Source organism: Bifidobacterium sp. W8104 (genome assembly GCF_016100735.1).
In the GTDB taxonomy this organism is placed as follows: domain Bacteria; phylum Actinomycetota; class Actinomycetes; order Actinomycetales; family Bifidobacteriaceae; genus Bombiscardovia; species Bombiscardovia choladohabitans.
Genome location: NZ_JACFRW010000001.1, coordinates 190,561 through 214,131 on the forward strand (window position 1 = coordinate 190,561; position 23,571 = coordinate 214,131).

Sequence of the window (23,571 nt, forward strand, 5' to 3'; positions counted from 1 at the left end):
ACTATACTTAGTTGCCTATATATGCCTGCGCCGCTGTACCATCGGTCGGGAGGGGTCCGAGTGTTGTCTACACGAATAAGAATCTCATTCTCCCCTGGGTGCACAGCGTCCGACAAATCACAGGAAAAAGGCGAATACCCGTAGTCATGGCCTCCTATATAGACCCCGTTCACGTGTATTGAGCTGCATTCATATATCCCGTCTGAATGAATCCAACAGGCTTTGCTCGCAGGCCTTTCATCCATATGAAAGGTCCTGCGGTACCAGCCAATCCCCCAACGATCACGAAATGCTTGTTCACCACCCCCGGGCATGTCCTCCTTGACCGGTCGTTCGATAGCCCAATCATGGGGCAGCTCGACTTCCCTCCATTGCCCAGGTGCCCGATCATCGCAGAATTCCCATCCGTCCATCAGGCTTGTGACAGTGCGCCTCATCAGGAAATACCCCCTTGACGCTCCGTCTCCTGCCTCTTCGCTTCTTCCTGGCGCTCAAAGTAGCGTTCGGGATCCGGGGCAGCGTTGAGCAAAATTTTCGTGTAGCTGTTCTGCGGGTGCAGGATGACCTGGTCGGAAGGCCCTGCCTCTACAATCCGGCCTTTCTGCATGACCATAATCTTATCGGAGAAATGCCTGGCCGTAGCCAGATCATGAGTGATATAAAGCATTGCTAAATGATCTTCATGCTGAATTTTCGCCAGCATGGACAGAACCCCGACACGCAAGGACACATCAAGCATGGAAACCGGCTCGTCCGCTATAAGAATCCTAGGACCGGGCGCAAGAGCACGGGCAATGGCCACCCTCTGCCTTTGACCGCCTGACAACTCGTGTGGACGACGCCACATATATTCTTCGGCAGGATATAGATCCACTCGTTTTAGTAGATCTGCAACTTTCTGCACATACTCCTCCTCACTGGATGCCATTCCATTAACCTTCATAGGTCGAACAAGATGGTGATAAATGTTGTGGTACGGATTGAGAGAAGCGAAGGGGTCCTGGAACACCATCTGAACATTGTGCCGGTACCGATAGAGTTCGCGCCCCTTATGCGGAACCAGCCTGCCATCCAGTTTTATCTGGCCGGATGTCGGGGATTCCAGACAGGTGATCATCCTTGCAATAGTGGATTTGCCCGAACCTGATTCACCGACCAAAGCAACGGTTTTGCCTGATTCCAAGATGAAATTGGCATCTTGCACAGCATGGATGGTTGTGTGCTTCAGGCCTTTGCGCAGCTCGAAATCCTTGCTGACATGTTCGATACTCAGCTTGGCCATCAAAATCACCTGTCCTTCTCTTGATAGGAGCGAAGCAAAGAACCTCTGTCGCCTGTCAAGGACGGGAAAGAGGTCAGGAGTTTCCTGGTATATGGGTGCTTGGCATGTCGATATATCTCGTGCGAATCATTATGCTCCACTATCTTGCCGTCTTTCATGACGGTGATCGTGTCTGTAATCTCCAAAAGCATGGGCAGGTCATGGGTAATGAAAATAACGGCAAATCCCTGCTCGCGCCTTAACCTGGAAATCTCCTCTATGATTTCTCGCTGAACAACCACATCCAGTGCTGTTGTCGGTTCATCCATGATAATCAATTGCGGCTCAAGCGCCAGAGCCATGGCTATCATTACACGCTGTCTCATTCCCCCCGACAGCTCGAAGGGATAGGCGGCCAATCGATTCGGGTCCACGTGCACCATCTCAAGAAGATGGGCGCATCTATCTTGGCGCTCCTTGGCCTTCATGGACGGTCGGTGCGTCTTGTATACATCTCCAAGCTGTTTGCCGATTCTCGTCACAGGGCTCAAAGAATTCATAGCGCCTTGGAAAACCATGGAGCATTTTTCCCACCGGTAGTTCCTCAGTGACTGACCCTGCAAAGCACGGACATCGATATCTTCACCGCTCTTATCGTGAAAGATGACCGTCCCGGATTTAATGGTCCCAGGGGGTTTCAGCAGTTGATTGATGCTGTAAGCAAGCGTTGATTTCCCACAGCCTGATTCACCGGCAAGGCCCATCATCTCCCCTCGATGAAGTTCGAAAGAGGCATTCTGCACGGCATGGACGGGCAAGTCGGTTTCATATACGACATCAACATTGTTAACGCTCAGGAGTACCTGGTCTCGCTCAATTGAAGAAGAAGACCCGTTCATGATATTCGTTCCCTTGTTATTCTCAATCATTCCTGGCCACCTTTTCCTTCCAGGGTCTTGTCCGGGGCGGATGTCCTTTTTCGTCCATGCTTGTGCCCCTTAGGGGTCTTTACACTTGCATTGCGCAGATGCGGATTAATAACCTCATCAATGGAGAAATTGACGAAGGACAAACCAGCGCCGACCAGGGCAATCATCAATCCCGGCGGCAGGAACCACCACCATGCACCAGCATTCAGGGCTGATCCATTTTGGGCATAGAACAGCATGGTTCCCAAAGAAAATTGACTGGAGGATCCCAATCCGATGAAAGAAAGGGACGACTCGCTCAGTATGGCTCCGAGGACACTGAAGGTGAACTGGGAAGCCATAACGGGCAGAAGGTTAGGAAGAATCTCTACGCAGATGACACGCAGGGGGTGCTCACCGGCAATTCGAGCAGCAAGAACGTAGTCACGGCCTCTGATTGAAAGCGTCTGTGCCCTGAGAACTCTGGAAGCGCCGGCCCAAGCCGTCACTGATATTACAGCCACGAGCATGCCTGTGCCTTTATTCGGAATCATCGCAGCTATGACGATGGTCAGCGGCAGCCCTGGAATAACCAGCATGACATTGGTTACGAGCGCAAATGTCTCATCCACCCATCCACCGATATAGGTCCCCAGCACGCCAAAGATTGTGGAAAGTATGAGGGCGATGACTCCGACCGAGAACCCTATGATCAATGAGCCTCGGGTGGAATAGCCTAGCTGCGCCAGGACATCCTGTCCCGACTTGGTCGTTCCCAGTAGATGCGAAGCCGATGGACCAGTAAGACCGATATCGCTGATCTGATTGGGCTCCTTCGCGAACAGGGGCAGGAAAATGGCCACCAATAGGACCAACCCAAGAATGGAAAGGCCGGCGACCAGACGAGCGGAGCGTTTGGGCAGCATGCCCTTGATTATGGCCAAGCGGCTGTTCCTAGACGCCCTATTCATGTTGCCAACAAGCTTTGTATTGTCGACAGAATTCAACTGGTTAGTATTCTCCTCTGGCATGGTGATACCTCAATCCTGAATTCTTGTACGGGGGTCCACAAGACCGTAGAGGAGGTCAACTATGAAATTGACCACCAGCACTGTAACGGTAATGATCAGGAAGAGCCCCTGGAGGAGTGCGTAGTCATTGCTTTGTACAGCCTGCAACATCATCTGGCCGATCCCCGGGTAGGAGAATACCTGCTCTGTGAGCAACGATCCCCCCACTACGTGCCCAAGCGAAGTTCCAAACCCCGAAAAAGAAGGCAGGATTGCGTTTCGCGCCGCGTAGCCGTACTTTATACGGCGTGGAGAAAGCCCCTTTGCCTCTGCCGTTGTGATGTAATCTTCAGACAGGGTTGAAACCATCATGTTGCGCATGCCGATTACCCCAGCTCCCAAAGAAGATACAAGAATGGCCAAGGCCGGCAGACACGCATAATACAGGGCGCTGGATATGAAATCCCAGGAAAAACCAGGAGTGACGCTTCTATAGTCATACCCGCCTGACAAGGGAAAGATATTCAGGGTCTTGGCAAAAAGCCAGATGAAAATCAAAGCCAGCCAGAAGTATGGAACGGACTGGAAAACCGTTGCCACCGGAGAGACGATATTATCGAAGAGCCTGCCATGTCGCCATCCTGCTGCAATACCCAAAAGCTGCTGGATAAAGAAGGAAATGACAGTCGTGCATCCGACCAGCGCTACAGTCCACGGCAGCGCCGAAGCGATGCACTCGGTAACCTGCGTCGGGAAGAATGTGACTGAAACACCCCAATGCCCTGTGAAGATGTTCTTTACATATTCGAAATACTGCGACACAATTCCCGTCTGGGTATCGCCCAGCATAGACTGAACAGCCGCCCTGGTCTCTGGAGCAATTGCTCCGCCCTTGGCAGCAAGCCTATCTATGAGGGAGTCAACAGGATTACCCGGCATCATTCTCGGAATGGCAAAATTGATAGTAATCGCCGCCACGAAGGCCACCAGGTAAAACCCAATTTTTCGAAGATAGAATTTCATTTTGTTTCCACCCCAGGATGCTTTCCTGGTGGGGGATGCCATCCGACTTCCCCCACCAGTGGAAAGCGATGTTACTTCAGATTGAGATTCTTGATGACGATTCCCAGATCGGGATTGGCCCAGGTCTGCGGATTTGCATAGAGATTATCCTTGGTCGGATATCCATTGACCTTATCGGTCCAGGTCTGAACCTGGCCACCTTGCCTCAGCAGCGGAATATAGGGCATGTCCTCGAAGACCTGCTTTTGAATCTGCGAGTATGCCTTCTTTTTGACCGCTGAGTCGGTTGTACTGTTGATGGTCTCCAATGCTTTGTTGACAGTCTCATTATTGTACCTGGCATAACCTGGGTAGGCTGTCTGGCCCTTTGGTGCGGTCTTCGCCCCGTTGAACCACTGGTTGTAGAAATTCCAAGCTTCAGTCGCATTTGGCAACCACAGGCCGTAAATAGTCAGATCGTAGTCTCCTTTGCGTAGTCCCTGGCCCCACTCATTGGAAGAAACCTGCTTGGTTTTCAGCTCAATGCCAATCTTTTTAAGCTGCTGATTCGCCACATCAATGGCGCTAATCCAGTCAGAAGTTCCATTGGTGACCGCGACCTCGAAGCTCAGCGGTTGTCCATCCTTTTGATAGAGCCCATTGCTTCCCTTGGAGTATCCGGCATCTTTCAAAATTTGCTCAGCTTTATCGGCCCTTGCTTTCATAGGTACCGGGGAATCTTCAACTGACTTGTCGAAATACTTCTCATACTGTTCAGTCGGGTAAAGCGAGCCATTGATTTTCAGGTATGAATTATTGAATGAGAGCTTATTGAGCTGTCCACGGTCGATCCCGTAGTAGATCGCCTTGCGGACAGCAGGGTCTGTAATCGGTCCTTTGCAACCCAACTCTGCATTTGAGCAAGTAATCAGTGAGACTTGGCTGGAAGGCAAATTCACCTGCTTGATGGCAGGCTTGCCCGAGAGGACCTGATCGGCATTGACTATATTCAGGTTTGCCCAGTCCAACTGACCGGCAAGAAGAGCATCTTGCTGCGACTGGGTATTGGAATAAACAATGTACCTGATACCAGCAATCTTCGGCTTCCCCTTATCCCAATAGTGCTTATTTCTCTTCAGCGTGTAGGACATGGAAGAGAAGTTGCCGCCTTCAACAGTCAGAGGACCGCTTCCAACGGCTTTTTCGTTGGTATCGCTAACCGGATCCTTCTTCTTCTCCCAATCGTGTTTAGGAACTATATACACCGTTGTGAGGAAAGTGAACCCGTTGGCGGATTGAGGTTGGTCGAAGTCCAGCTTAACTTCGTTCTCGTTGATTTTGGATGCCCTCCCGTGGAAACCAACCGTGTTCAGAGCACTGTTCTTGCTCAACAAGTCAAAGGTGTATACCACATCATCCGCAGTAAAAGGCTGTCCATCCGACCAGACCACGTTCTTACGCAAATTGATCTGGATGGATTTGGCATCCTGACTCATTTTATACGAAGTCCCCAGTAGAGGCTCCAGCCCTTTGGTCCCGTAGCTGTTGCAGAAAAACAGCCCCTCATACAAGCCTCCGTTTGTCCCCGTAAGAGCAAGGGAGGAGAAAGGATTGTAATTGATTGTAAGAGCCGTAGTCGCGTTCGTGGGTGCGCTGATGATGACATCCTTCTTCTCAGCACTCTTTTGTGCGGAACTACAGGCCGATAGTGGCAGGAGGGTCGCAACGGCGGCTAACCCCGCCGTAACGACCCTGAAAATTGAACCCTTTTTCATTACAAACTCCGTTCATCTTCGAACCCAGATTTGCCATCATAGACATCTCGGCGATTCTCGAAAGACAGTTTCAAGAACCGGTTTAATTTTGATTCGTTTTCCGAAAAAAGTCAAGTTGTCTTATCGTTCTATCGTTTTTTACGCAGGAAAACCAACTATTGCAGGCATTTATGTAGACGAAACTTTCGATATCCTATATTACGCAATGACCGCCCTTACACTGATCGCAATTCTGAGGCGGCTTTCTATTATGTCCATCGATGCAAAAATGCATGATCACGCCGATGTCCATACCTGAATGGACATGCCATAGACCCGCCTATTACCTGATCAATGGATCTCAAGCTCAAAGGGGCTGGCTGGAAGATTCTCCGAATTGTAGAGCACCGGCTTGGCCGTATCAGACCATGCGTATCGTATCGTTTTCCCACGAGGATCGAACCCGTCCTGCACCAGACACTCCACCATACTTCCGTCGCGGATATCGGCTTTGATCAAGCCAACGCCGGGGACTTCCATAAGCAACGGCCCGGTTTGCACCAATCCTTCTCCGACATGAGCGAAAGAGACCCTAACCGTATGCTTTTCCGCGCACCAGCTAGCAAGAAGCGGCATAGGGCCGCACGGCTCACCCGACTTTCCATAAGACATAACGCCTGCGGCCTTGGCGAAGGAATGGGCTATGGACTTTTTATCCAATGGGTGCAGGTCATTGTCCTCGCCCATCCCCAAAGTCACAATCATCATAGTGTTAGGAAGGACTTCGGATGCCTTCCTCTGCTCATCGCGCAGCCTGGGCCAGTAACGTTGGTGCTCTAAACCATAATTAGGCAACTGGGCGAAAATAAATGGAACAGAGGAATCATCCAGTATCCGACGCCATTCATCGATCAAAGCAACCATTCTTCGCGCGTAGGCCTCAGGATTGCCGGTATCGGCTTCACCCTGGTAAAAAAGCACACCACGAACGTGATAGCCCGATAAGGGATTGATGACCGTATTGAAGTCCCCGACAGGCAGATGGGTAAAGAAAGTCTGTGCCCGCAGATCGGGCATATCGGCCCCTCTCCTGACCGCCCAAGGCCCCTGACGATCCAAATCGATAAGATTACCGCTGCTCAAAGCCAGCACATGACGTTTGCCCTCGGTCAATCCCCCCTGCCCGTGAACCATCTTCAGCCTTATGGTCAGTTGGAAGTCGCCCTCCAGCTTTTCCAACGAATAATTCCGTGGAGGATACTGATAGCCGACTGCGCCAACCTGACGGCCATTCACGAAAGTCTGGTCCGCATCGACCATAGTGCCTAGCCGTAGCTGAGCCTTCTTCCCCCAAAATTGTCTGGGCACGTGTACGTATCGCCTCAGCCAGACGGATCCTGAACCCGTAAAGCTGAACCTGCTTATATCTGCAGGCTCGATTCGCTCCCAAGACGCATCATCAAGGCCAGGCTGTTCCCATCCGTTGCTCAGGCCCGGATCCCGACTGTCCAATCTCGAGTAATACTTATGCTCATCAGCAGCGAACGCTTCCTCTTCCCGATGAATGTGCTCCTGGTCCAATTCATGCAAATCCGGAGGCAGAGCTGCCACTCGTGCCAAGGTCTGTTCACTGAGCCAAGAATTTATGCTCGATCCGCCCAGAGCCGTCATTATAAGGCCAACAGGAACGCCTTCCTCGCGGCGAATATCCAGGGCAAAGAAGAATCCGACAGCCGAGACATCATAAATATCTTCTTTTAAGGCAGCTCGCCAAGGACCGCCGACAAAGTCATGATGACGTTTAAGAAAGTCGACCCCTGCATCTGTCTTGATGTATCTGATCAAAGAATCCCCGCATGCTGGCGCATCAGGAAACCTGGTCAAAATCCTCCTGACTGGAAGCTCCATGTTCGACTGGCCCCCAAGAAGCCAAACATCGCCGTAATATAAGTCCTCGACGGTCAGTGACTCGTCCTGGCTCTCCACGGTCATAGCAAAAGGGCCACCAGCTTCATGGGGAGGCAGACAAGCCTCCCAACGCCCGGATGAGTCGCTCTCGACAGTATCGGACGCTCCGTCTACTGCGATGCGGACCCGCGCATGTGCCCGGGAAAGCCCGCGAATCTCAAGAATGCGGTCACGCTGGAGAATGGCGCCGTTGCCAAAGAGCGGCGACACTGAGAGTTTCTTTTTCATATCACTCCGTTTTCCCTGCTACGGCTGCAGGACCCGGTTTCAGTATTCGAACACCGCCCGTAGCAAAGTTGACTTCGACTGGCCAGGGAGCTTGACCCAACAATTCCACTGAACGTGCATCCGGCTGACTGATACCTGCATAGAGAGTGAAGAAATCCCCATCGACAACCATTTTTCCCTGGCTATCAAACTCCATAAAGGCCTCTGGTCCGATTTCCAGATCGGCTACAACTTGTTCATCTGGCGAAAGATCAACCCTGGTAAAAGCCACAAGATTCCAGTTCGGCACCGACAATCCAGACTCATGATGGGCCAGATATATTTGAACCACTTCGCTCACGGGGTAATCACCCTCATTCCGAATCGGGACACCGACTGAAATACGCCTGGAGCCACCGGAAAGAACGACCGAAGGCCTGTCTACCTTGGTTTGTGAATATGTCAACCCATAACCGAATGGATACAGAGGAAGCCTGTCGAGGAAACGATAAGTCCGATTCCCAAGCTCATACTCCTGGAAGGAGGGTAGACCGGCATGAGTTCTATAGACAGTAATCGGTAGCTTGCCAGAAGGCGATGTTTCCCCCAGAAGCACGCCTGCCACCGCTCTGCCGCCCTGACCGCCCGGGTACCAAATCTGCATAATGGCCGCCATGTTTGCGTGATCCTCCAACCCGTGCAGGGCGAAGCCGCCACCGCCAACAAGAAGAAGGACGACAGGTTTGCCGACATCCAAGAGAGCGCGGAGCAGATGTTCCTGACGTCCAGGAAGACCTAGTTGCCCTCTATCGCCTGCCCCCATAGAGTTGCCTGCATCGCCCTGCTCACCTTCAATGCTGGAATCCATCCCCATCACCGCAACTACCAGATCGGAGGCTGCTGCCATGGCCAGAGCTTCCGATTCGCCTTCATCCTCATGGGCCAGTTCCGACCTGGCATGATTACCCGTTAGAGAGCAGCCCTGGGCATAGCGGACAGGCATAATGCCTTTCAAAGCCGATTCCATACCCTGTAGGATCGTCGTGGAGTGGGTGGGAGTGCCGAAGTAATTGCCAAGAAGAGCACTTCTTGAGTCAGCCAGGGGGCCCACTACGCAGACAGAACCGTACGCATTCGTATCGAGGGGCAGAATTCCTGAGTTATGGAGCAGGACGAAGGTCTCTTGGGCCATGTGCATGCTCAAATCCCGGTGATCCTCCGTGTCGCACTGATCTATTCCGATAGAGTTGTACGGACAGTCGTCCGCGAACATACCGAGACGAACCCGAGTCCGAAAAACCGGTTCCAGAGCCTCCCGGACCTCCTCTTCACCAAGCTGACCTGCAGCCAGCGCATCTGCAGTGGCCCCAGAGCATCTTCCTGTACATAGATTCACGCCTGCCCTGATAGCCAGAACCATCGTTTCCTGAGCGTCTGAAGCATAGGTATGATCTCCATAAACGTCTTCCAATGCCCAAGCGTCGGTAACGACATGACCTTGGAAGCCCCATTCCTGACGGAGTATATGGTTGATCAGTTCAGCATTAACACTGCAGGGGACACCATTGAGCGAGTTGTAAGCGGTCATAACTGACTCGACATCAGCTTCCTTCACTGCTGCCTTAAAAGCTGGAAGATAGGTTCTGTACAATTCCTGCAGGCTTATGCGAGCATCGAAACCATGCCGTATGGCTTCAGGACCTGAATGAACGGCAAAGTGTTTTGCGGCCGCAGCCAATTTGAGATACTTGCCCTCTCCTTGAAGGCCACGTATGAAGGCCACGCCCATACGAGAAGTCAGATAAGGATCCTCACCGTAGGTTTCCTGTCCTCTTCCCCACCTTGGATCACGATAAATATTCAAATTCGGCGACCAGTAGGTCAGCCCCTTATAGATATCCCTGTCACCGAGCTGTACGGAACTGTTGTACTTAGCCCTTCCCTCTGTAGCAATCACCTCCGCAACAGAGTGGAGAAGATCCGGATCAAAACTTGCCGCCATCCCAATGGCTTGAGGAAAAACCGTCGCGGTTCCGGCCCGTGCTACTCCGTGCAAACCTTCATTCCAGTAGTTGTAAGGCGGAATGCCCAGCCGTTCTATACCAGGTGCATCATAATTAAGCTGTTCCACGCACTCATGTGCTGACATCCTCGCAACTAACGCCTTTGCTTGGACAGCAGCTTCCTTACGCGACAACCTTTTCATTCCAGCCATCTCTGCCTTTCACTGCAAGTTGATCGATTGTGCCAACAAGTAAGAGCCCTATCGCTTCAGCACCACGTGGAATTGGCTTTGAAATAAAGACTCCAATGGCTCGCACCAGATGAACACTCATCATGATCAGTTTCATCATTATCGAATAAGATTATATTATATTTCGCTAACAAATTCAAAACTTAAGTTCGTGTTTATTAAAACATGGGACATTTATCCAAATAAACTGCTTCTCTATATGGAATTTCTGAAAGCGAAAATTTCGAGATATAATAATAACTATGAATATGAACAATGGGCGTAAGCCCACTAGCTCTTCCGGAGTCAAGCCACGTTTGACGGACATCGCCAAACAAGCAGGAGTGTCTATAGCTACAGTTTCAAAAGTCATCAACGGCCGGCCGGATGTATCGGATGGCACAAGAGAACATGTGGAATCTCTCCTGGAAAGTGTCGGTTATTCCAGGCCGCTTAGAGCGCAAAAGACCAATAACAATATTGAAATCGTTTTTCAGAAATTCGACAGCATCTGGGGAATGGAACTCCTTCAAGGCGCGTGTGGAGCGGCCAGAGAGCACAACTGCAGCGTCACCATAGCCGAAAGCGGCAATAGACGTTCCCCCTCTTCGGCCTGGGTCAACGGCGTCCTCGAGCGCAGACCTCTGGGTGTGATTCTTGTCTTTTCAGATCTGTCCAAGAAAGAGCGCAAACTCCTCTCGTCGCGTCAAATACCTTATGTGATCTTGGACCCTTATGGCAATCCTTCAGTATCAACTGCCTCTGTAAGAGCCGATAACTGGACAGGCGGCTTGACTGCCACCCGGTTTCTTATCCGGCAGGGGCATAAAAGAATCGGCATCATCAACGGCCCCAGGAAGATGATGTGTTCCAAAGCCAGATACGATGGATACTGTGCTGCCCTCGAAGAATCTGGCATCGCTGTTGATCCAAGTCTTGTCCGGTACGGCGACTTTACCGTTGATAGCGGCAGGCGCGAAGCATTTTCGCTTTTATCAAACGGCTCCATACCTTCTGCCGTCTTCGCGGGAAGCGATCTTCAGGCCATGGGCCTGTACGAAACTGCTCGTCGGCTCCATCTACGCATACCGGATGATATATCAGTAATAGGATTCGACGACATACAGGCATCCGCGTTTCTCGGACCAGCGCTGACGACGATCAGACAGCCTATGGCTGAGATGGCCTCCCAGGCAGCTTCAATGCTCTTTGACATGCATATGGGGAAGAAAGTCAGTCATGAGGTCGTTTTCCCCACCAGGCTGGTCGTGCGCTCTAGCACAATCGAACATTCTTGACAGCCCTGATGCGTCATGTCAGCCATTCTTTGATTGAATCAAAATCACGACGCGGAATACAACTACTCATAAATCACAATGAGTTTACACAACTCATGATGAGCGGACACCCAGAAAGATCCTGCGCGATACGTTTGACAGCTCACGCAGGATCTGCAATGTGGCGAAAAGAATCTCAGGCCTGAGCCAGAGCCTCGACGATGTAGTTGTTGATAGTGGCCTTGACCACTTCAAGATGGTCGGACTTGTCGGCGGCGATCAGTTCGGCCTGCGGCTTGTCAAGGCTGTATTCCTCCAGGGAGGCCAGTGTGGCCGTGCCGTCCTTTACCGTCGAGCCGATACCGGATTCGAAGGAGGAGTAACGCTCCTGCTGCAGCTGCTCGATGTAGCCGTCCTCATGCATCTTGGCTGCGACCAGCAGACCGGCAGCATAGGTATCCATGCCCACGATGTGGGTCCTGAAGAGGTCCTCAGGCAGGAAGGAGGAACGGCGCGGCTTGGCGTCGAAGTTCAGGCCTCCGCGAGGGCCGATGCTTCCGTTGGCCAGCACTTCCCACATGACTGCGGTAGCATCGTAGAGATCCGAGGGGAACTCGTCCATGTCCCAGCCGATAAGCTTGTCACCCTGGTTGGCATCCAAGGATCCCAGGAATCCGGCCTCACGGGCCACTCGGACCTCATGCTGATAGGTATGCATGGCCAGGTTGGCGTGGTTGCCCTCGATGTTGAGTTTGAAGTTATCCTGCAGGTCGTAGGTGCGCAGGAAGTTGATGGTGGTGGCCGCGTCGTAGTCGTACTGGTGAAGGGTGGGCTCCTTGGGCTTGGGCTCGATCAGGAACTGCGCGTCGAAGCCGATCTCCTTGGCGTAGTCCACGCACATGTGGAAGAGGGCGGCCATATGGTCCTGCTCCTCCTTCATACGGGTGTTCCAGAGGGATTCGTAGCCCTCACGGCCGCCCCAGAATACATAGTTCTCGGCACCCAGCCGCTTGCCGATCTCCAGGCTGTGCTTGAGCTGGCCTGCCGAGTAGGCGTAGATGTCAGCGAAGGGCGAGGTGCCGGCGCCGGCCTCGAAGCGGGGGTTGGTGAAGAGCGATGAGGTGTTCCAGAGCAGCTTGACCCCGGTGTCCTTCATGGCGGCCTCGATGCGGTCGATCACCTTGTCGAGATTGGCGTCGGTCTCGCGCAGGGTGTCGCCCTCGGGAGCCAGGTCACGGTCGTGGAAGCAGAAGAACTCGACCCCCAGCTTGGTGAAGAGCTCGAAGGCGTAGTCCACCTTGGCCAGAGCCTGATCCATGGGGTCGGTGTAGCGGTAGTAGGGCCTCTGCGCGGTGGGATCGCCAAAGGGATCCACCAGACCCTGATTAAAGGTGTGCCACCAGGCCACGGCGAAGCGCAGCCAGTCCTTCATAGGCTTGCCGGCCACCACCTTATTCTTGTCGTAGTAACGGAAGCCCAGGCCTTCCTTGACGCCCTGGCGACCCACGTATTCGATCTTGTCAATGTCCCACAGACCCATCCGAAATGCTCCTTTGCCTAATGCAGTTGCCTTTACGGCGTTCACAGGGGAGGAAACCAATTCCTGCCTCCTGAACATTAGGGTAGAGGGACGGATTGATTTTGTCAATTCGTTAAATTATATAGATTCAGTATCTCCGCCCTGGTTCCACTCAGTTGATTTCAAGAAGCTCCTTCACCGCATAGGGCCCATTACCCAACAGGTACCCGACGACGAAAGCCGAACTCCTTTTGGTCCGATAATCTGTCCCGCCGGTTTCAAGCCTTGACATAAGAAACCAGCCAAGGCAATGACCGACGGGCAGATGCTTGAGCGATTTGTTCAACTCGACATCTATGCAAACCTAAGACACCATGCATGGAAAGCTCGAAATGCCGCAGAGCAATCCTCTACTCATTGATGGTCATTCTCGCATTTTTCCCATCTTTCAATATGACCATCGCGACCGATCTAATCAGGAGTTCATCCCTTCCGAAGAATGTCGGCGAAGCCCCAGATCACAGAGGCGATCCGCCCCAGCTCCGATTCGCGGCTGACCTGACGCCAGACCGTGGCGTAAGACTCGAACCAGATCTCCAAAGCATCGGCCAAGTCCCCGTCGGCCATGGCATCCTTAGCTCCTGGCAGAACGCCATGGCGAACGGCCAGACTGCAACCCAGCGCGTTGAAGAGGCGCTGACCATGGACAGCCATCAACTGAGCCTGGAGAGTTCTGCGCGCATCAGCCCGGCATTCTGCGGCGGCTCTTCCCATGCGTGCAGCAGCGTCGACCAGCAGAGCGTCACGCTGATCCACCTGCTCAAAACGATTACGCAAAGCCATGAGCATATTCCGGCGTGCTTCCCTGACATCGGCAGATGAATTTAGCCCATTCATGCCTGGCAATGCAGAGGCCAGGAAATCAGCCACATCCTGGTTGAGGCCCCCATGGCCGTCATCCAGTTCCCAGTAGCGGACCATATCCTCCCAACCAAAGACCGCACTGGAGCCCGCCTGGATCAGTGCCGGCAGATAGTCCCCTGTCGCATCCCCATAAATCAGCAGGCCCATATCCCTATCCACCTGGGCTCGATCATCGTCATTTGGGTTCCAGAAGCACTGGGCGGCGTAGGCCATGCCAGGCAGGCTCATGCGCGGATCGTTGACATGCCCGTAATCGCCCCAGTCGGTGACCATGGCCCCAACGGCACCATACTGGACCCCGTATCGACTCAGACGGCTGATGTTGTTCCATGCATCGTCAATTGCAGGCAGGAGAAGATTCCAGGCGTGAACGGCCGAACAGACTACCTGCCGGGCCCCTGTCGAGGCCACAAGGGCAACCTTGTCAGGTTCCACCTGTGGGTCATAGAGCCAGTTGAGCAGCGTGCAGTCCTTGGGCAACCTGTCCAGGACCTTGGGCATGGACACAGCGACATCACCCCAGAACATGGGATGACGGCCCCGTGCATGCAGGTGATCGCACAGGCTGATCAGATAGTCGGCATACATGTCAGCAGGATCCTTGCTGGAACCGTCCTGCCGCGAACGCCCCTTGCCCAGATCAAAGGTCTCGTCTCCGCCGATATTGAAGTTTCGCGTACGCATAAGCGGCGCATAGGCGTCAATCAGCCCTGTAGAGAATGCCAGAGCCTGTGGGTGGTTGACATTGATGGTGTGATGCTCCTGACGCTCTATGAAAGAGTATGGCCGGTCCGCCTGCTCGGGAAACTCGCCCAGATCCCTGAATCCGCGAGTGCGAAGGCTGGTGTAATGGTGGCCGAAGGTGGAGATCGAAGGCACCAACTCGATGCCCAGGCGGGCGCAATAGTCATCGAAGTCGGTGATCTGCCCGGGCTCCAGGGGGCTTGTGCCCCTCCAGGCCTCGCTCATGCCCGGGAAAGCCATGGTGTGCTCAATGTAGAGTTGCAGCTGATTGAACTTATACAGGGCCAATATGTCCGCCCAGTGCCGCAGCCAGTCCATGGTGGGCACTCGACCGCGGGTCACATCCAGGCTGTAGATGCGCGTTGGATAAGCAGGGCGGTCCTGGATGTGCAGGGCCGGGAGCACAGGACCGCATTGCATGATGATCTGGCGAAGGGTCTGCACCCCCCATCGCAGTCCCTGACCGTCGCCGCCGCGGATATCCACGATCGGGTGGCGCTCCCCCTGATCGGCGATACGCAGAAGATACTCTTGGGGATCAAGTTTTTGGTCCAGATCCAGACTGATCGCGCCATTCCACGCCTGCCCTCGCGAATGATCCCAGACCATTCCCGTGGCCTGCTTAATGGTATCTGTCAACTGGTCGCTCAGGACGGAACCCAGCTCCTGGTCAACCACCGTACCGCAGACAATTCTGCCCGCCACCGGCAATAGTAACTGACCCCGATCCCTTTGGAAGTGGAGCGGCCGGGGAATTAGGGCCAATGGCCGCTCCCTAGGCGGATCGGCGACGGCGTCGATACCATTATCAAGACTCATGCTGCAGACCTTTCCCGAAACAGACTGATACCGTTGACGACACCATCAACGGCATGCTCCAGCCACGACCATCGATGGCCACCGCATCAGTCTACCCATACGCCGGGGACGAGGGGAGATACCTGCGCCCAGTACGAGCGGGCACTGACAGAGTCTAATATCCAACGCATAAGCAGCTTGCACAGGGCGGTGAGCCTGCAAGAACCTACGATCCATCGCACTGGTAAGGGGCTGCTGATGCACTTTTTAGGCTGACGATGACGCGGCCAACGGTGGAATTGCCTCTGTCAAGAAACCTCGAACAGGTTGAAACAGGTTGATACATGTTGCATAAGTTAATAAACAGTGTTAATATATAAACGTTGTTCATAAAGTGTGCGAGGTTCGCGTGCCTGCACCACTCAAGGAGGAGGTTGACATGCGCGGCAGCCCATACGCCAGCACACCGAAGGCCCTCTCCGAACTCAACCAGTCACGCATCGTCCAGTACCTGCACCAGCACGGCACCAGTTCACGAGCCCAGATGGCCCGGGACCTCAATCTGACGCCAGCTGCCGTGGGCAAGCTGGTGGGCCGTCTGATCGGCCTGGGCCTGATCAGCGAGACCGGCAGCATGGACTCAGAGGGCGGCCGTCGATCCATCGGCCTGGCCCTGAATGCCGACCGCTACCAGGTCATCGGAGTCAAGTTCGCCCGCAGCCTGGTCAGCATCGGACTATTCGACATCAGCGGCCGTCTGCTGGATTCGGAGGAGCTGCCCCCCGTCGACCCCGATGACATCCCCGGCGCCGTGGCCGAGGTCAGGACCCGAGTGGAAAGACAACTTGAGGCGAACCCCGCCATCGTGGCCGTAGGCATGGCCGTACCGGGCCCCTACCTGCGCGATACCGGCCGCATCGCCCTGGTCACCAGCATGCCCGGCTGGCGTGGGGTGGACTTTATCCACGAATTCGGTCAGGCCTTCCGTGTACCTACCTTCATCGAGCAGGACGCCCGAGCCGGTGCGCTGGCCCAGAGTCTGTTCGACCCAGGCGTGAGCGCATCCAGCATGGCCTACTTCCTGGTGGGCGAAGGCGTTGGACTGGGAGTCATCGACAGGGGCGCCCTGGTGGACGGCAGCCAGGGAGCGGCCACCGAAATCGGCCACGTCAGCATCGATCTGAACGGCCTGCCCTGCGAGTGCGGCAACCGCGGTTGCCTGGAATGCTACTGCTCGGCGGTAGCCATCCACCGCCGCATGTGTCAGCCGGATATACGTGATCACTTCCCTGGAGTCGAGGCCATGACCCACGCCAAGGCCTGCGCAAGTCTGTTCGACCAGGCCCGCTCCGGCCAGCAAGCCGCCCGGACCCTGGTGGATCAGGTAGCCGACTACGTGGGCTATGGCTGCGTGACCATCGTCAACGCCTACAACCCCGCCCAGATCGTCATCGGAGACATGGTGGCCGCCGCCGGTACCCGCCTGCTTGAACGAGTTCGGGCCATAGTATCGCAGCGAGCCCTGCCTGGTCTACGGGAGCACACGCAGATCCTGCTCTCCAACCTACCTGCCGATGCCACGCTGACCGGGGCCGCTGCGGTGGCTGCCAGCCAATTTTTGGAACATCCGGCCAGTATGGGCCGACCAGCTGTGAAGTCAACAAGCACAAGGCGGACGCATCGCCCGTCATCAGGAAAGGAACACCATGACCAGTAAACCCGTGGTCCTCAGCATCGGCGAGATCCTCTGGGACGTCCTGCCAACAGGCAAGCGGGCCGGTGGCGCGCCGGTCAACTTCAGCTATCATGCCGCGAAGAACGGGGCGGAAGGCTACGCCATCAGCGCCGTGGGACGCGACGACCTGGGCCGGGAGCTTGAGGAGGCTGTCCAGAAGGCCGGCGTCGATGCCGTCCTGCAGCACAACGACCACCCCACCAGCACCGTCGAGGTCCAGCTGACCGAGGGCATCCCCCAGTACGTCTTCAAGCCCGATGTGGCCTGGGATCATCTGGAATACACGGATGACCTGGCCGGGTTGGCCAGCAAGGCCGACGCCGTTTGCTATGGCACGCTGAGCATGCGCAGCAGCCAGTCACGCGAGACCTGCCTGCAGGTGCTGCGTCACACCAAAAGCCATGCCATGCGCTTCTTCGACATCAACCTGCGCGGCACCTTCTACAGCAAGGACCTGATCCAGGAGCTTCTGGACATGGCCACGGTCTTCAAGCTCAACGACGAGGAGCTGGTCACCCTGCGCGACATGTTCCGTGTGCCCGGAGCCACCGACGACGAACTCTGCCACTGGTTCATGGACCAGTGGCACCTGGACACCATCGTGCTGACCGCCGGCAACGACTACAGCACAATCTATCTGGCGGACGGCCAGTCCTCCCACCTGCCCACGCCTGAAATCACTGTGGCCGACACTGTTGGTGCCGGCGATGCCTTCTCCGGCACCTTCGCCATCAACCGCCTGCTGGGGGCCTCCCTGACCCAGTCCCACCGGGCTGCCGTCAACACCGCTGCCTTCGTCTGCACCCAGCCGGGCGCCTGGCCCGAATATCCCGAGCATATCCCCGACTACCTGGGCCAGCAGGGTCAATGATCCCCGTCCTTTGAATATGATTTGGCCCCGCCAGGTCGAACTGTCGACAGGACGGGGCCAAACTTATATCTACGGTATCGGGATTTACCAGATGCCGATGAGCCGCCACCAGCCCAGACCCACGGTCAGGAAGATGGCCACGGTCACCAGTCCGCAGATCAGGCCGATCCGCAGGAACTCAGAGGTCTTGACATATCCGGCACCGTAAATCAAGGCCGCCGGTCCGGAGGCGTAATGGGTCATGGCGCCGATCAGACCGCTGGCGCATCCCAGCATCAGCGCTGCAGGCATGGCGGGGACCCCGGCAGCCACGGCCACGCTGACGAAGAGCGTGTAGATGGCCGCCACCTGGGCCAGCTCGGAAGCGAACATGTAGTGGATGAAGAAGTAGAAGATCGTCAGAATGACCAGGACCAACACCCAGGGCATGCCCTTGACCAGTCCGGCGATGATCTCCCCCGCCCAAGTGGTGACGCCCAGGGTGTTCAGCGGTTCCGCCATGCCTACCAGAACACCAAAGAAGATCAGTGTGGACCAGGCCGACTTGTTGGCCACCATGTCCTGCCAGGTGATGATCTTGGTGCACAGCAGCACGGCCACGCCCAGGAAGGCCACGGTGGTGGAATTGATATGGATCACCGAGCCGGTCGCCCAGAGGACCAGCATGACCAGGAAGGTCACGGCCATGATCCACTCGTGCATGCTCAGCGGGCCAAGACCCTTGAGCTCATCCTTGGCATCCTCCTGAGCCTGAGGAACGTTCCGCAGGGTGGGCGGGAAGATGCGGTAGATCAGGGCGGGGATGAGGATCAGGCAGATTAGGCCAGGCACTATGCCGGCCAGGGCCCAGGTGCCCCACCCGATGTCCACATGGAATTTCTGGGCCAGCTGTCCTACGACCGGGCCCGCCGCCATAGCCGTCAGGAACATGGCCGATGTAATGGCGTTGACGTTGTTGGCCGTGATCGCCAAGTAAGCGCCGATGCGTCGCCGGGACTCATCAGTGTCCGGCTTTGAATCCTGCACGTCGCTGATGGACGTGATGATCGGGAAAAGGATGCCGCCCAGACGAGCCGTGTTTGACGGGGTGGCCGGAGCCAGGACCAGGTCGGCGGCCGAGAGCCCGTATGCTATGCCCAGGCTGGACTTGCCCAGTTTGGACAGAAAGACCAAGGCGATCCTGCGGCCCAGTCCAGTGGAGACAAATCCCTGAGCGATGAAGAAGGCCGCCACGATCAGCCAGATGGAGGCACTGCCCAGTCCGTTGAAAGCCGCCTTCTTGGGGTCCAATGCCCCGGTCAGCATCCCCACGGTCATGCCGATGATGGCTACCGCTGAAGTGGGCAGAGGCTGCAGAATCAACCCTAGGATGGTGCCCACGAAGACTCCCAGCATGTGCATGCCCTGGGCGGTCAGTCCCTTGGGAGGCGGAATCAGGAAGATGACCAACCCGACCGCTACACAGATCAGAGCCTTGACCAGTTGGCCCGTATTGAACGGCTGCCTGGCCCCTGTCTGGAGGTCTCCCCCGCCCCCGCCTGTTCGTACTGTTTCACCCATCATTGCTCCTTCGCTCATGGTCCGGCGTATGACCGCCTGAAAACCGCCGACCTCCTCGTCGGCTTGCTCGTGTGGACTTATGCTATGCGGCAGGCGGCAGGGACGACAAATAAGCGCTGCCTATATGAAGGACGCCGTATCCGGCAGCCGCTGAAGGCCTTAAAGACCCGTCAAAGACTGAAATGATCCCCTTGGCGGCATATAGGCAATGCTTATTTGCCGGGCTGCCAAGGGCTTTTCTAGGCTGATTGCAGAGGTCCGGCAACGCGGCCGGCCCCAATCGTGAAGGACAAGTGAGACCATGACAGGATTCGATACCATCAACGATTCCTATGCCAACCGGGGACTGGGATTCGACTATGAACAACGGCGCGAGCTCAAGCTGGACGGGCTGCTGCCCGCTGCCGTCCAGGATGACGAACAGCGCGAGCGCATCGTTTACCGCCGCTTCCTGGCCCAGCCCACCGATCTGGACAAGCGGCTCTACCTGATGAGCATCTGCCGCACCGACCGTCGCCTCTTCTACAGGAGCATGGACAAGCACCTGACTGAGTACATGCCCATCGTCTACGCCCCCACCGTGGCCCAGTCCATCCAACGCTACGACGAGTTCTATTCGGGCAGCGACGTGGCCTACATCTCCATCGATCACCCCGAAGGGATCGGCGACGCCCTGGACCAGTACGCCGGCGACCGACCCATCGATCTGGTGGTCTGCACCGACGCGGAAGGCATTCTCGGCATCGGCGACTGGGGCGCCCAGGGCGCTGAGATCCTGACGGGCAAGCTGGCGGTCTACACTGCAGCTGCCGGCATTGACCCCTCGCGCGTTCTACCGGTGATGGTGGATGTCGGCACCAACCGCCAGGCCCTCCTGGACAATCCGGACTATGTGGGCAACCACTTCGCCAGGGTCAGGGGCCAGCGCTACGACGACTTCATCGATGACTTCGTCCAGCAGGTCCTGCAGCGCTACCCGGAGGCCCTGATCCACTGGGAGGACTTCGGCAGGCCTGAGGCGGCACCTGTCCTCAAGCGCTACCAGGACCGGATCCTGACACTGAATGACGATATCCAGGGCACCGGCGTGACCGTCCTGGCCGCACTGATCGCCGCCAGGAAAATCGCCGGAGCCGACCCCAAGGATACCAGGATCATGGTCTTCGGGGCAGGGACCGCCGGCGTGGGCATCGCCGACCAGATCGTGGACGACCTGATTATTCGCCAGGGCATGGATCCCGAGACCGCCCGGAACAGGGTTCTGCTCTTCGACCGTCAGGGGCTGATCGAGCAGGGCCAGGATGATCTGACCGAGGGGCAAACACGATATGCCCGCAAGCCGGACGAGTTCGCCTCAGTCACCGACAAAACCTCGCTGGCACAGGTTGTCGACGCTTTCCAGCCCACGGTGCTCATCGGCACCTCGACCAGGGCCGGAGCCTTCAACCAGGACGTTGTTGAGGCCATGGCCAAGCATGTGGAGCGGCCGCTGATCTGCCCCATCTCCAACCCCACGGAACTGGCCGAGGCCAAGGCTGCCGACGTAATCGCCTGGACCCACGGCCGCGGCTTCGTCATCACCGGCACCCCCTCAAAGCCTGTTGACTACCAGGGGGTCACCTATTCCATCGGACAGGGCAACAACGCCCTCATGTATCCCGGCATCTGCTTCGGGGCCATCGTCGCCAAGGCACGGCTGGTCACCAAGGGGATGCTGTTGGCCGCAGCCTACGCCATCTCCGACATGATCGACGTGGACAAGCCCGGAACAGCCGTGCTGCCGCCGGTGGCCGATCTCAAGGAGATCTCACGCCGGGTGGCCACCGCTGTGGCTGAACAGGCGGTCCAGGAGGGTCTGAACCGGGAGCCGATTGAGGATGTGGACGCCGCCGTCGCCAAGGCCCAGTGGCACTACGACGCCTGAGCGAAACCTGCACCTTCGCTTCTTGCGACATTGAAATTGGGGTCCGGCCGGCACGATTGATAATCGATAATCATGGCGACCGGACCCCAATCATGGGTCAGGAACTGTAAATATTTACAAGGGTCAATCTTCTCAAGTCCAGATGATAATGATATGGTTCTTATAAGTAGTCTTTCGCCAAAGTTGACGGATAAACAATAAGGATAAGCAATAATCTGAGCACCAATCAAGGGAAGCGGCTCATGACCTATATGGATAATGTCCGCGACCTCGAGCTGCTTACCATGCTGGCCCGGTACGGCAGTTTCACCGATGTCGCATTGGAGGCGGGCATCTCCCAACCTGCCGTCTCGCAGGCCATCAGAAGGTTGGAAAAGCATCTGGGAACCAGGCTGGTCCAAAGGCAGCGCTTCGGCGCAGGTGACGGCACGCAGCTCACCCAATCCGGAAGAACAGTGGTGGACCACGTCGGCCAGGCCTTGGACCTGATTAACTCCCTGCCCGAGGCCTTGGCTGCGAGGACCGGGATTCGACGGCGCACCATCGGACTGCCACCCATCATCTCATCGCTGCTGAGCTCAGAACAAGGGCGGCAAGGGCAGTGCGGACCAGACAAGAACACAACTGTAGAAACCATAGGGTCCCAAAAGCTGCTGAGCCAGATAGAGGCCCACCGTGTGGACTATGGGGCGGTGGCCAGCGTGGACGAGTCGCTGAGCGTGGATGGGGTGGAGACGACCAAGCTGGCCTCCTTCCCCTTCGGCATGGTCTGCACCCAGTCCATGGTCGAACGACTGGGCACGACGGGAATGACCAGCCTGCACCCCGAGGACCTGTCCATGCTTCCCGGGGATGTCCCCTTCGCCACCCTCAACCGCGATTTCGTCCATGCCCAGGCCGCCCAACGGCTGATTCACCTGTCTGAACCGGTCAGCCACCTGATTGAAGTCTCCGACGTGGAAACACTGAAAATGGTGACCACATCCGGCCTGGTCTGCAGCCTGATCACCTCGGCCGGCGTGCATCCTGGCGACGGCCTGCGCTTCATCCCCTTTGCCGGTGATGACATGCCTCGCTTCAACATCTTCCTCTTCAACGACACCAAGCGGGAGGCCTTCCACGAGGACGTGGAGGAGGTGCATGCCTTCAGTGACTATGCCACCAACCGACTGGGCTCTGTGGCTTGACCGAAATTGGAGTCAATGCCGAGGGAGAAGCGGGAATATCCGCGGCGTCCATCTGTTGTATACTGACGAGGCTGGTCCGCAACGGCACCGGCAGAGCTTGATAATTCAAGATTGGGGCTGATCGGTTTCGACGGTGACCTGTTCGTCGCAGGGAAGCGTGCCGAGAACGCGGGGGTCCGCTCGTTAATGTCCTCCCGCAAACAACAAGTGCTAAATCTAACCGCACTGAGTTCGCTCTCGCTGCCTGAGCTTCGCGCCAGGATTAACCAGTGAGCAGCTGCTCCGTTCACTCCCCTTCGCCTTCGGGGGGATGCTGAGCGTCATTAAGAAGACTTGCCTGAACTGCTGCGCCACAGGGCGGTTCGGGGACTTTTACTGCGGCTATGCCCGCCACCGGTTGTCTGCGACACAGGTGGGGGCAGACAGATAGCCACAAAGGCCAGCAGACTACGCACGTAGAAGACTGAGGGTGCGGTCACCGGACCGGGGTTCAATTCCCCGCAGCTCCACAAAACAAGGGCCGGCCGAGGCAACTTGGCTGGCCCTTTGTATACCGCTTTTACGGTTCAAGAATCCATCTCTTTGCATTTCTAGTGCATCATATTGTCCACACAATCTTATTCATGAATTCTTGGTCATCTCTTTGCTTTATTTTCAGAGTTAAAATAACTCCAAGACAACTCCAAGGC

General features: G+C 55.9%; 16 protein-coding genes, 1 other RNA gene and 1 pseudogene. 6 read left to right on the forward strand and 12 right to left on the reverse strand.

Translation table 11 applies throughout. The features are described 5' to 3' along the window. Positions 1–11 precede the first annotated feature (11 nt). The 9 genes and pseudogenes from H3U89_RS08515 to H3U89_RS00820 all read right to left on the reverse strand — a co-directional run. Positions 12–437: pseudogene (locus H3U89_RS08515) on the reverse strand (sugar-binding domain-containing protein); the annotation flags it as partial. Continuing rightward, complete coding sequence (locus H3U89_RS00785; RefSeq protein WP_198179049.1) at positions 437–1,282, reverse strand: ABC transporter ATP-binding protein; 846 nt, start codon at positions 1,280–1,282, stop codon at positions 437–439. The gene H3U89_RS00785 and the pseudogene H3U89_RS08515, both read right to left, overlap by 1 nt. Positions 1,283–1,287: 5 nt before the next feature. Beyond that, positions 1,288–2,190 (reverse strand): ABC transporter ATP-binding protein, encoded by a 903-nt coding sequence (locus H3U89_RS00790; RefSeq protein ID WP_232345398.1) that lies wholly within the window; start codon positions 2,188–2,190, stop codon positions 1,288–1,290. Next, positions 2,187–3,200: an ABC transporter permease gene (locus H3U89_RS00795; RefSeq protein WP_232339178.1), complete on the reverse strand. Its 1,014-nt coding sequence runs from the start codon at positions 3,198–3,200 to the stop codon at positions 2,187–2,189. The genes H3U89_RS00790 and H3U89_RS00795 overlap by 4 nt, the downstream gene beginning before the upstream one ends. Positions 3,201–3,209: 9 nt before the next feature. Beyond that, positions 3,210–4,202: an ABC transporter permease gene (locus tag H3U89_RS00800; protein ID WP_154313377.1), complete on the reverse strand. Its 993-nt coding sequence runs from the start codon at positions 4,200–4,202 to the stop codon at positions 3,210–3,212. 71 nt (positions 4,203–4,273) lie between these two features. Continuing rightward, the gene (locus H3U89_RS00805; RefSeq protein WP_198179047.1) at positions 4,274–5,956 is read right to left on the reverse strand and encodes an ABC transporter substrate-binding protein; all 1,683 of its coding nucleotides are present in this window, start codon (positions 5,954–5,956) and stop codon (positions 4,274–4,276) included. A 330-nt stretch (positions 5,957–6,286) separates the two neighbouring features. Next, positions 6,287–8,131 (reverse strand): sialate O-acetylesterase, encoded by a 1,845-nt coding sequence (locus H3U89_RS00810; protein WP_198179045.1) that lies wholly within the window; start codon positions 8,129–8,131, stop codon positions 6,287–6,289. 1 nt (position 8,132) lies between these two features. Continuing rightward, complete coding sequence (locus tag H3U89_RS00815; protein ID WP_198179043.1) at positions 8,133–10,259, reverse strand: glycoside hydrolase family 3 N-terminal domain-containing protein; 2,127 nt, start codon at positions 10,257–10,259, stop codon at positions 8,133–8,135. A 37-nt stretch (positions 10,260–10,296) separates the two neighbouring features. Continuing rightward, entirely contained in the window at positions 10,297–10,461 is a 165-nt protein-coding gene (locus tag H3U89_RS00820) for a hypothetical protein (protein ID WP_198179041.1), read from the reverse strand. 151 nt (positions 10,462–10,612) lie between these two features. On the opposite strand from H3U89_RS00820, the gene H3U89_RS00825 reads away from it, so the two are divergent. After that, a complete protein-coding gene (locus tag H3U89_RS00825) occupies positions 10,613–11,641 on the forward strand; it encodes a LacI family DNA-binding transcriptional regulator (RefSeq protein ID WP_198179501.1) in 1,029 nt (342 codons plus the stop codon). Between the two features lie 175 nt (positions 11,642–11,816). Here the strand turns inward: H3U89_RS00825 and xylA are convergent, their stop codons facing one another. Together xylA and H3U89_RS00835 are read right to left on the reverse strand one after the other, a co-directional pair. Further along, entirely contained in the window at positions 11,817–13,160 is a 1,344-nt protein-coding gene (xylA, locus tag H3U89_RS00830; protein ID WP_154313373.1) for a xylose isomerase, read from the reverse strand. A 462-nt stretch (positions 13,161–13,622) separates the two neighbouring features. Then, the gene (locus H3U89_RS00835; protein ID WP_198179039.1) at positions 13,623–15,626 is read right to left on the reverse strand and encodes a glycoside hydrolase family 20 zincin-like fold domain-containing protein; all 2,004 of its coding nucleotides are present in this window, start codon (positions 15,624–15,626) and stop codon (positions 13,623–13,625) included. A 418-nt stretch (positions 15,627–16,044) separates the two neighbouring features. On the opposite strand from H3U89_RS00835, the gene H3U89_RS00840 reads away from it, so the two are divergent. Beyond that, a complete protein-coding gene (locus H3U89_RS00840; RefSeq protein WP_198179037.1) occupies positions 16,045–17,322 on the forward strand; it encodes an ROK family transcriptional regulator in 1,278 nt (425 codons plus the stop codon). Then, entirely contained in the window at positions 17,312–18,211 is a 900-nt protein-coding gene (locus tag H3U89_RS00845) for a carbohydrate kinase family protein (protein WP_198179035.1), read from the forward strand. The genes H3U89_RS00840 and H3U89_RS00845 overlap by 11 nt, the downstream gene beginning before the upstream one ends. A gap of 84 nt (positions 18,212–18,295) precedes the next feature. On the opposite strand, the gene H3U89_RS00850 is transcribed toward H3U89_RS00845, so the two are convergent. Then, positions 18,296–19,771, reverse strand: coding sequence for a DASS family sodium-coupled anion symporter (locus H3U89_RS00850; protein ID WP_198179033.1), 1,476 nt, complete (start codon positions 19,769–19,771; stop codon positions 18,296–18,298). Positions 19,772–20,072: 301 nt separating this feature from the next. Here H3U89_RS00850 and H3U89_RS00855 point away from each other — a divergent pair, with 301 nt between their 5' ends. From H3U89_RS00855 to ssrA, 3 genes are all read left to right on the forward strand, one after another. Beyond that, positions 20,073–21,695 (forward strand): NAD-dependent malic enzyme, encoded by a 1,623-nt coding sequence (locus tag H3U89_RS00855; RefSeq protein ID WP_045935198.1) that lies wholly within the window; start codon positions 20,073–20,075, stop codon positions 21,693–21,695. Positions 21,696–21,937: 242 nt separating this feature from the next. Next, positions 21,938–22,882: a LysR family transcriptional regulator gene (locus tag H3U89_RS00860; RefSeq protein WP_198179025.1), complete on the forward strand. Its 945-nt coding sequence runs from the start codon at positions 21,938–21,940 to the stop codon at positions 22,880–22,882. A gap of 113 nt (positions 22,883–22,995) precedes the next feature. Further along, positions 22,996–23,394, forward strand: a transfer-messenger RNA (tmRNA) gene (gene ssrA, locus H3U89_RS00865). The last annotated feature ends 177 nt before the right edge of the window (positions 23,395–23,571 follow it).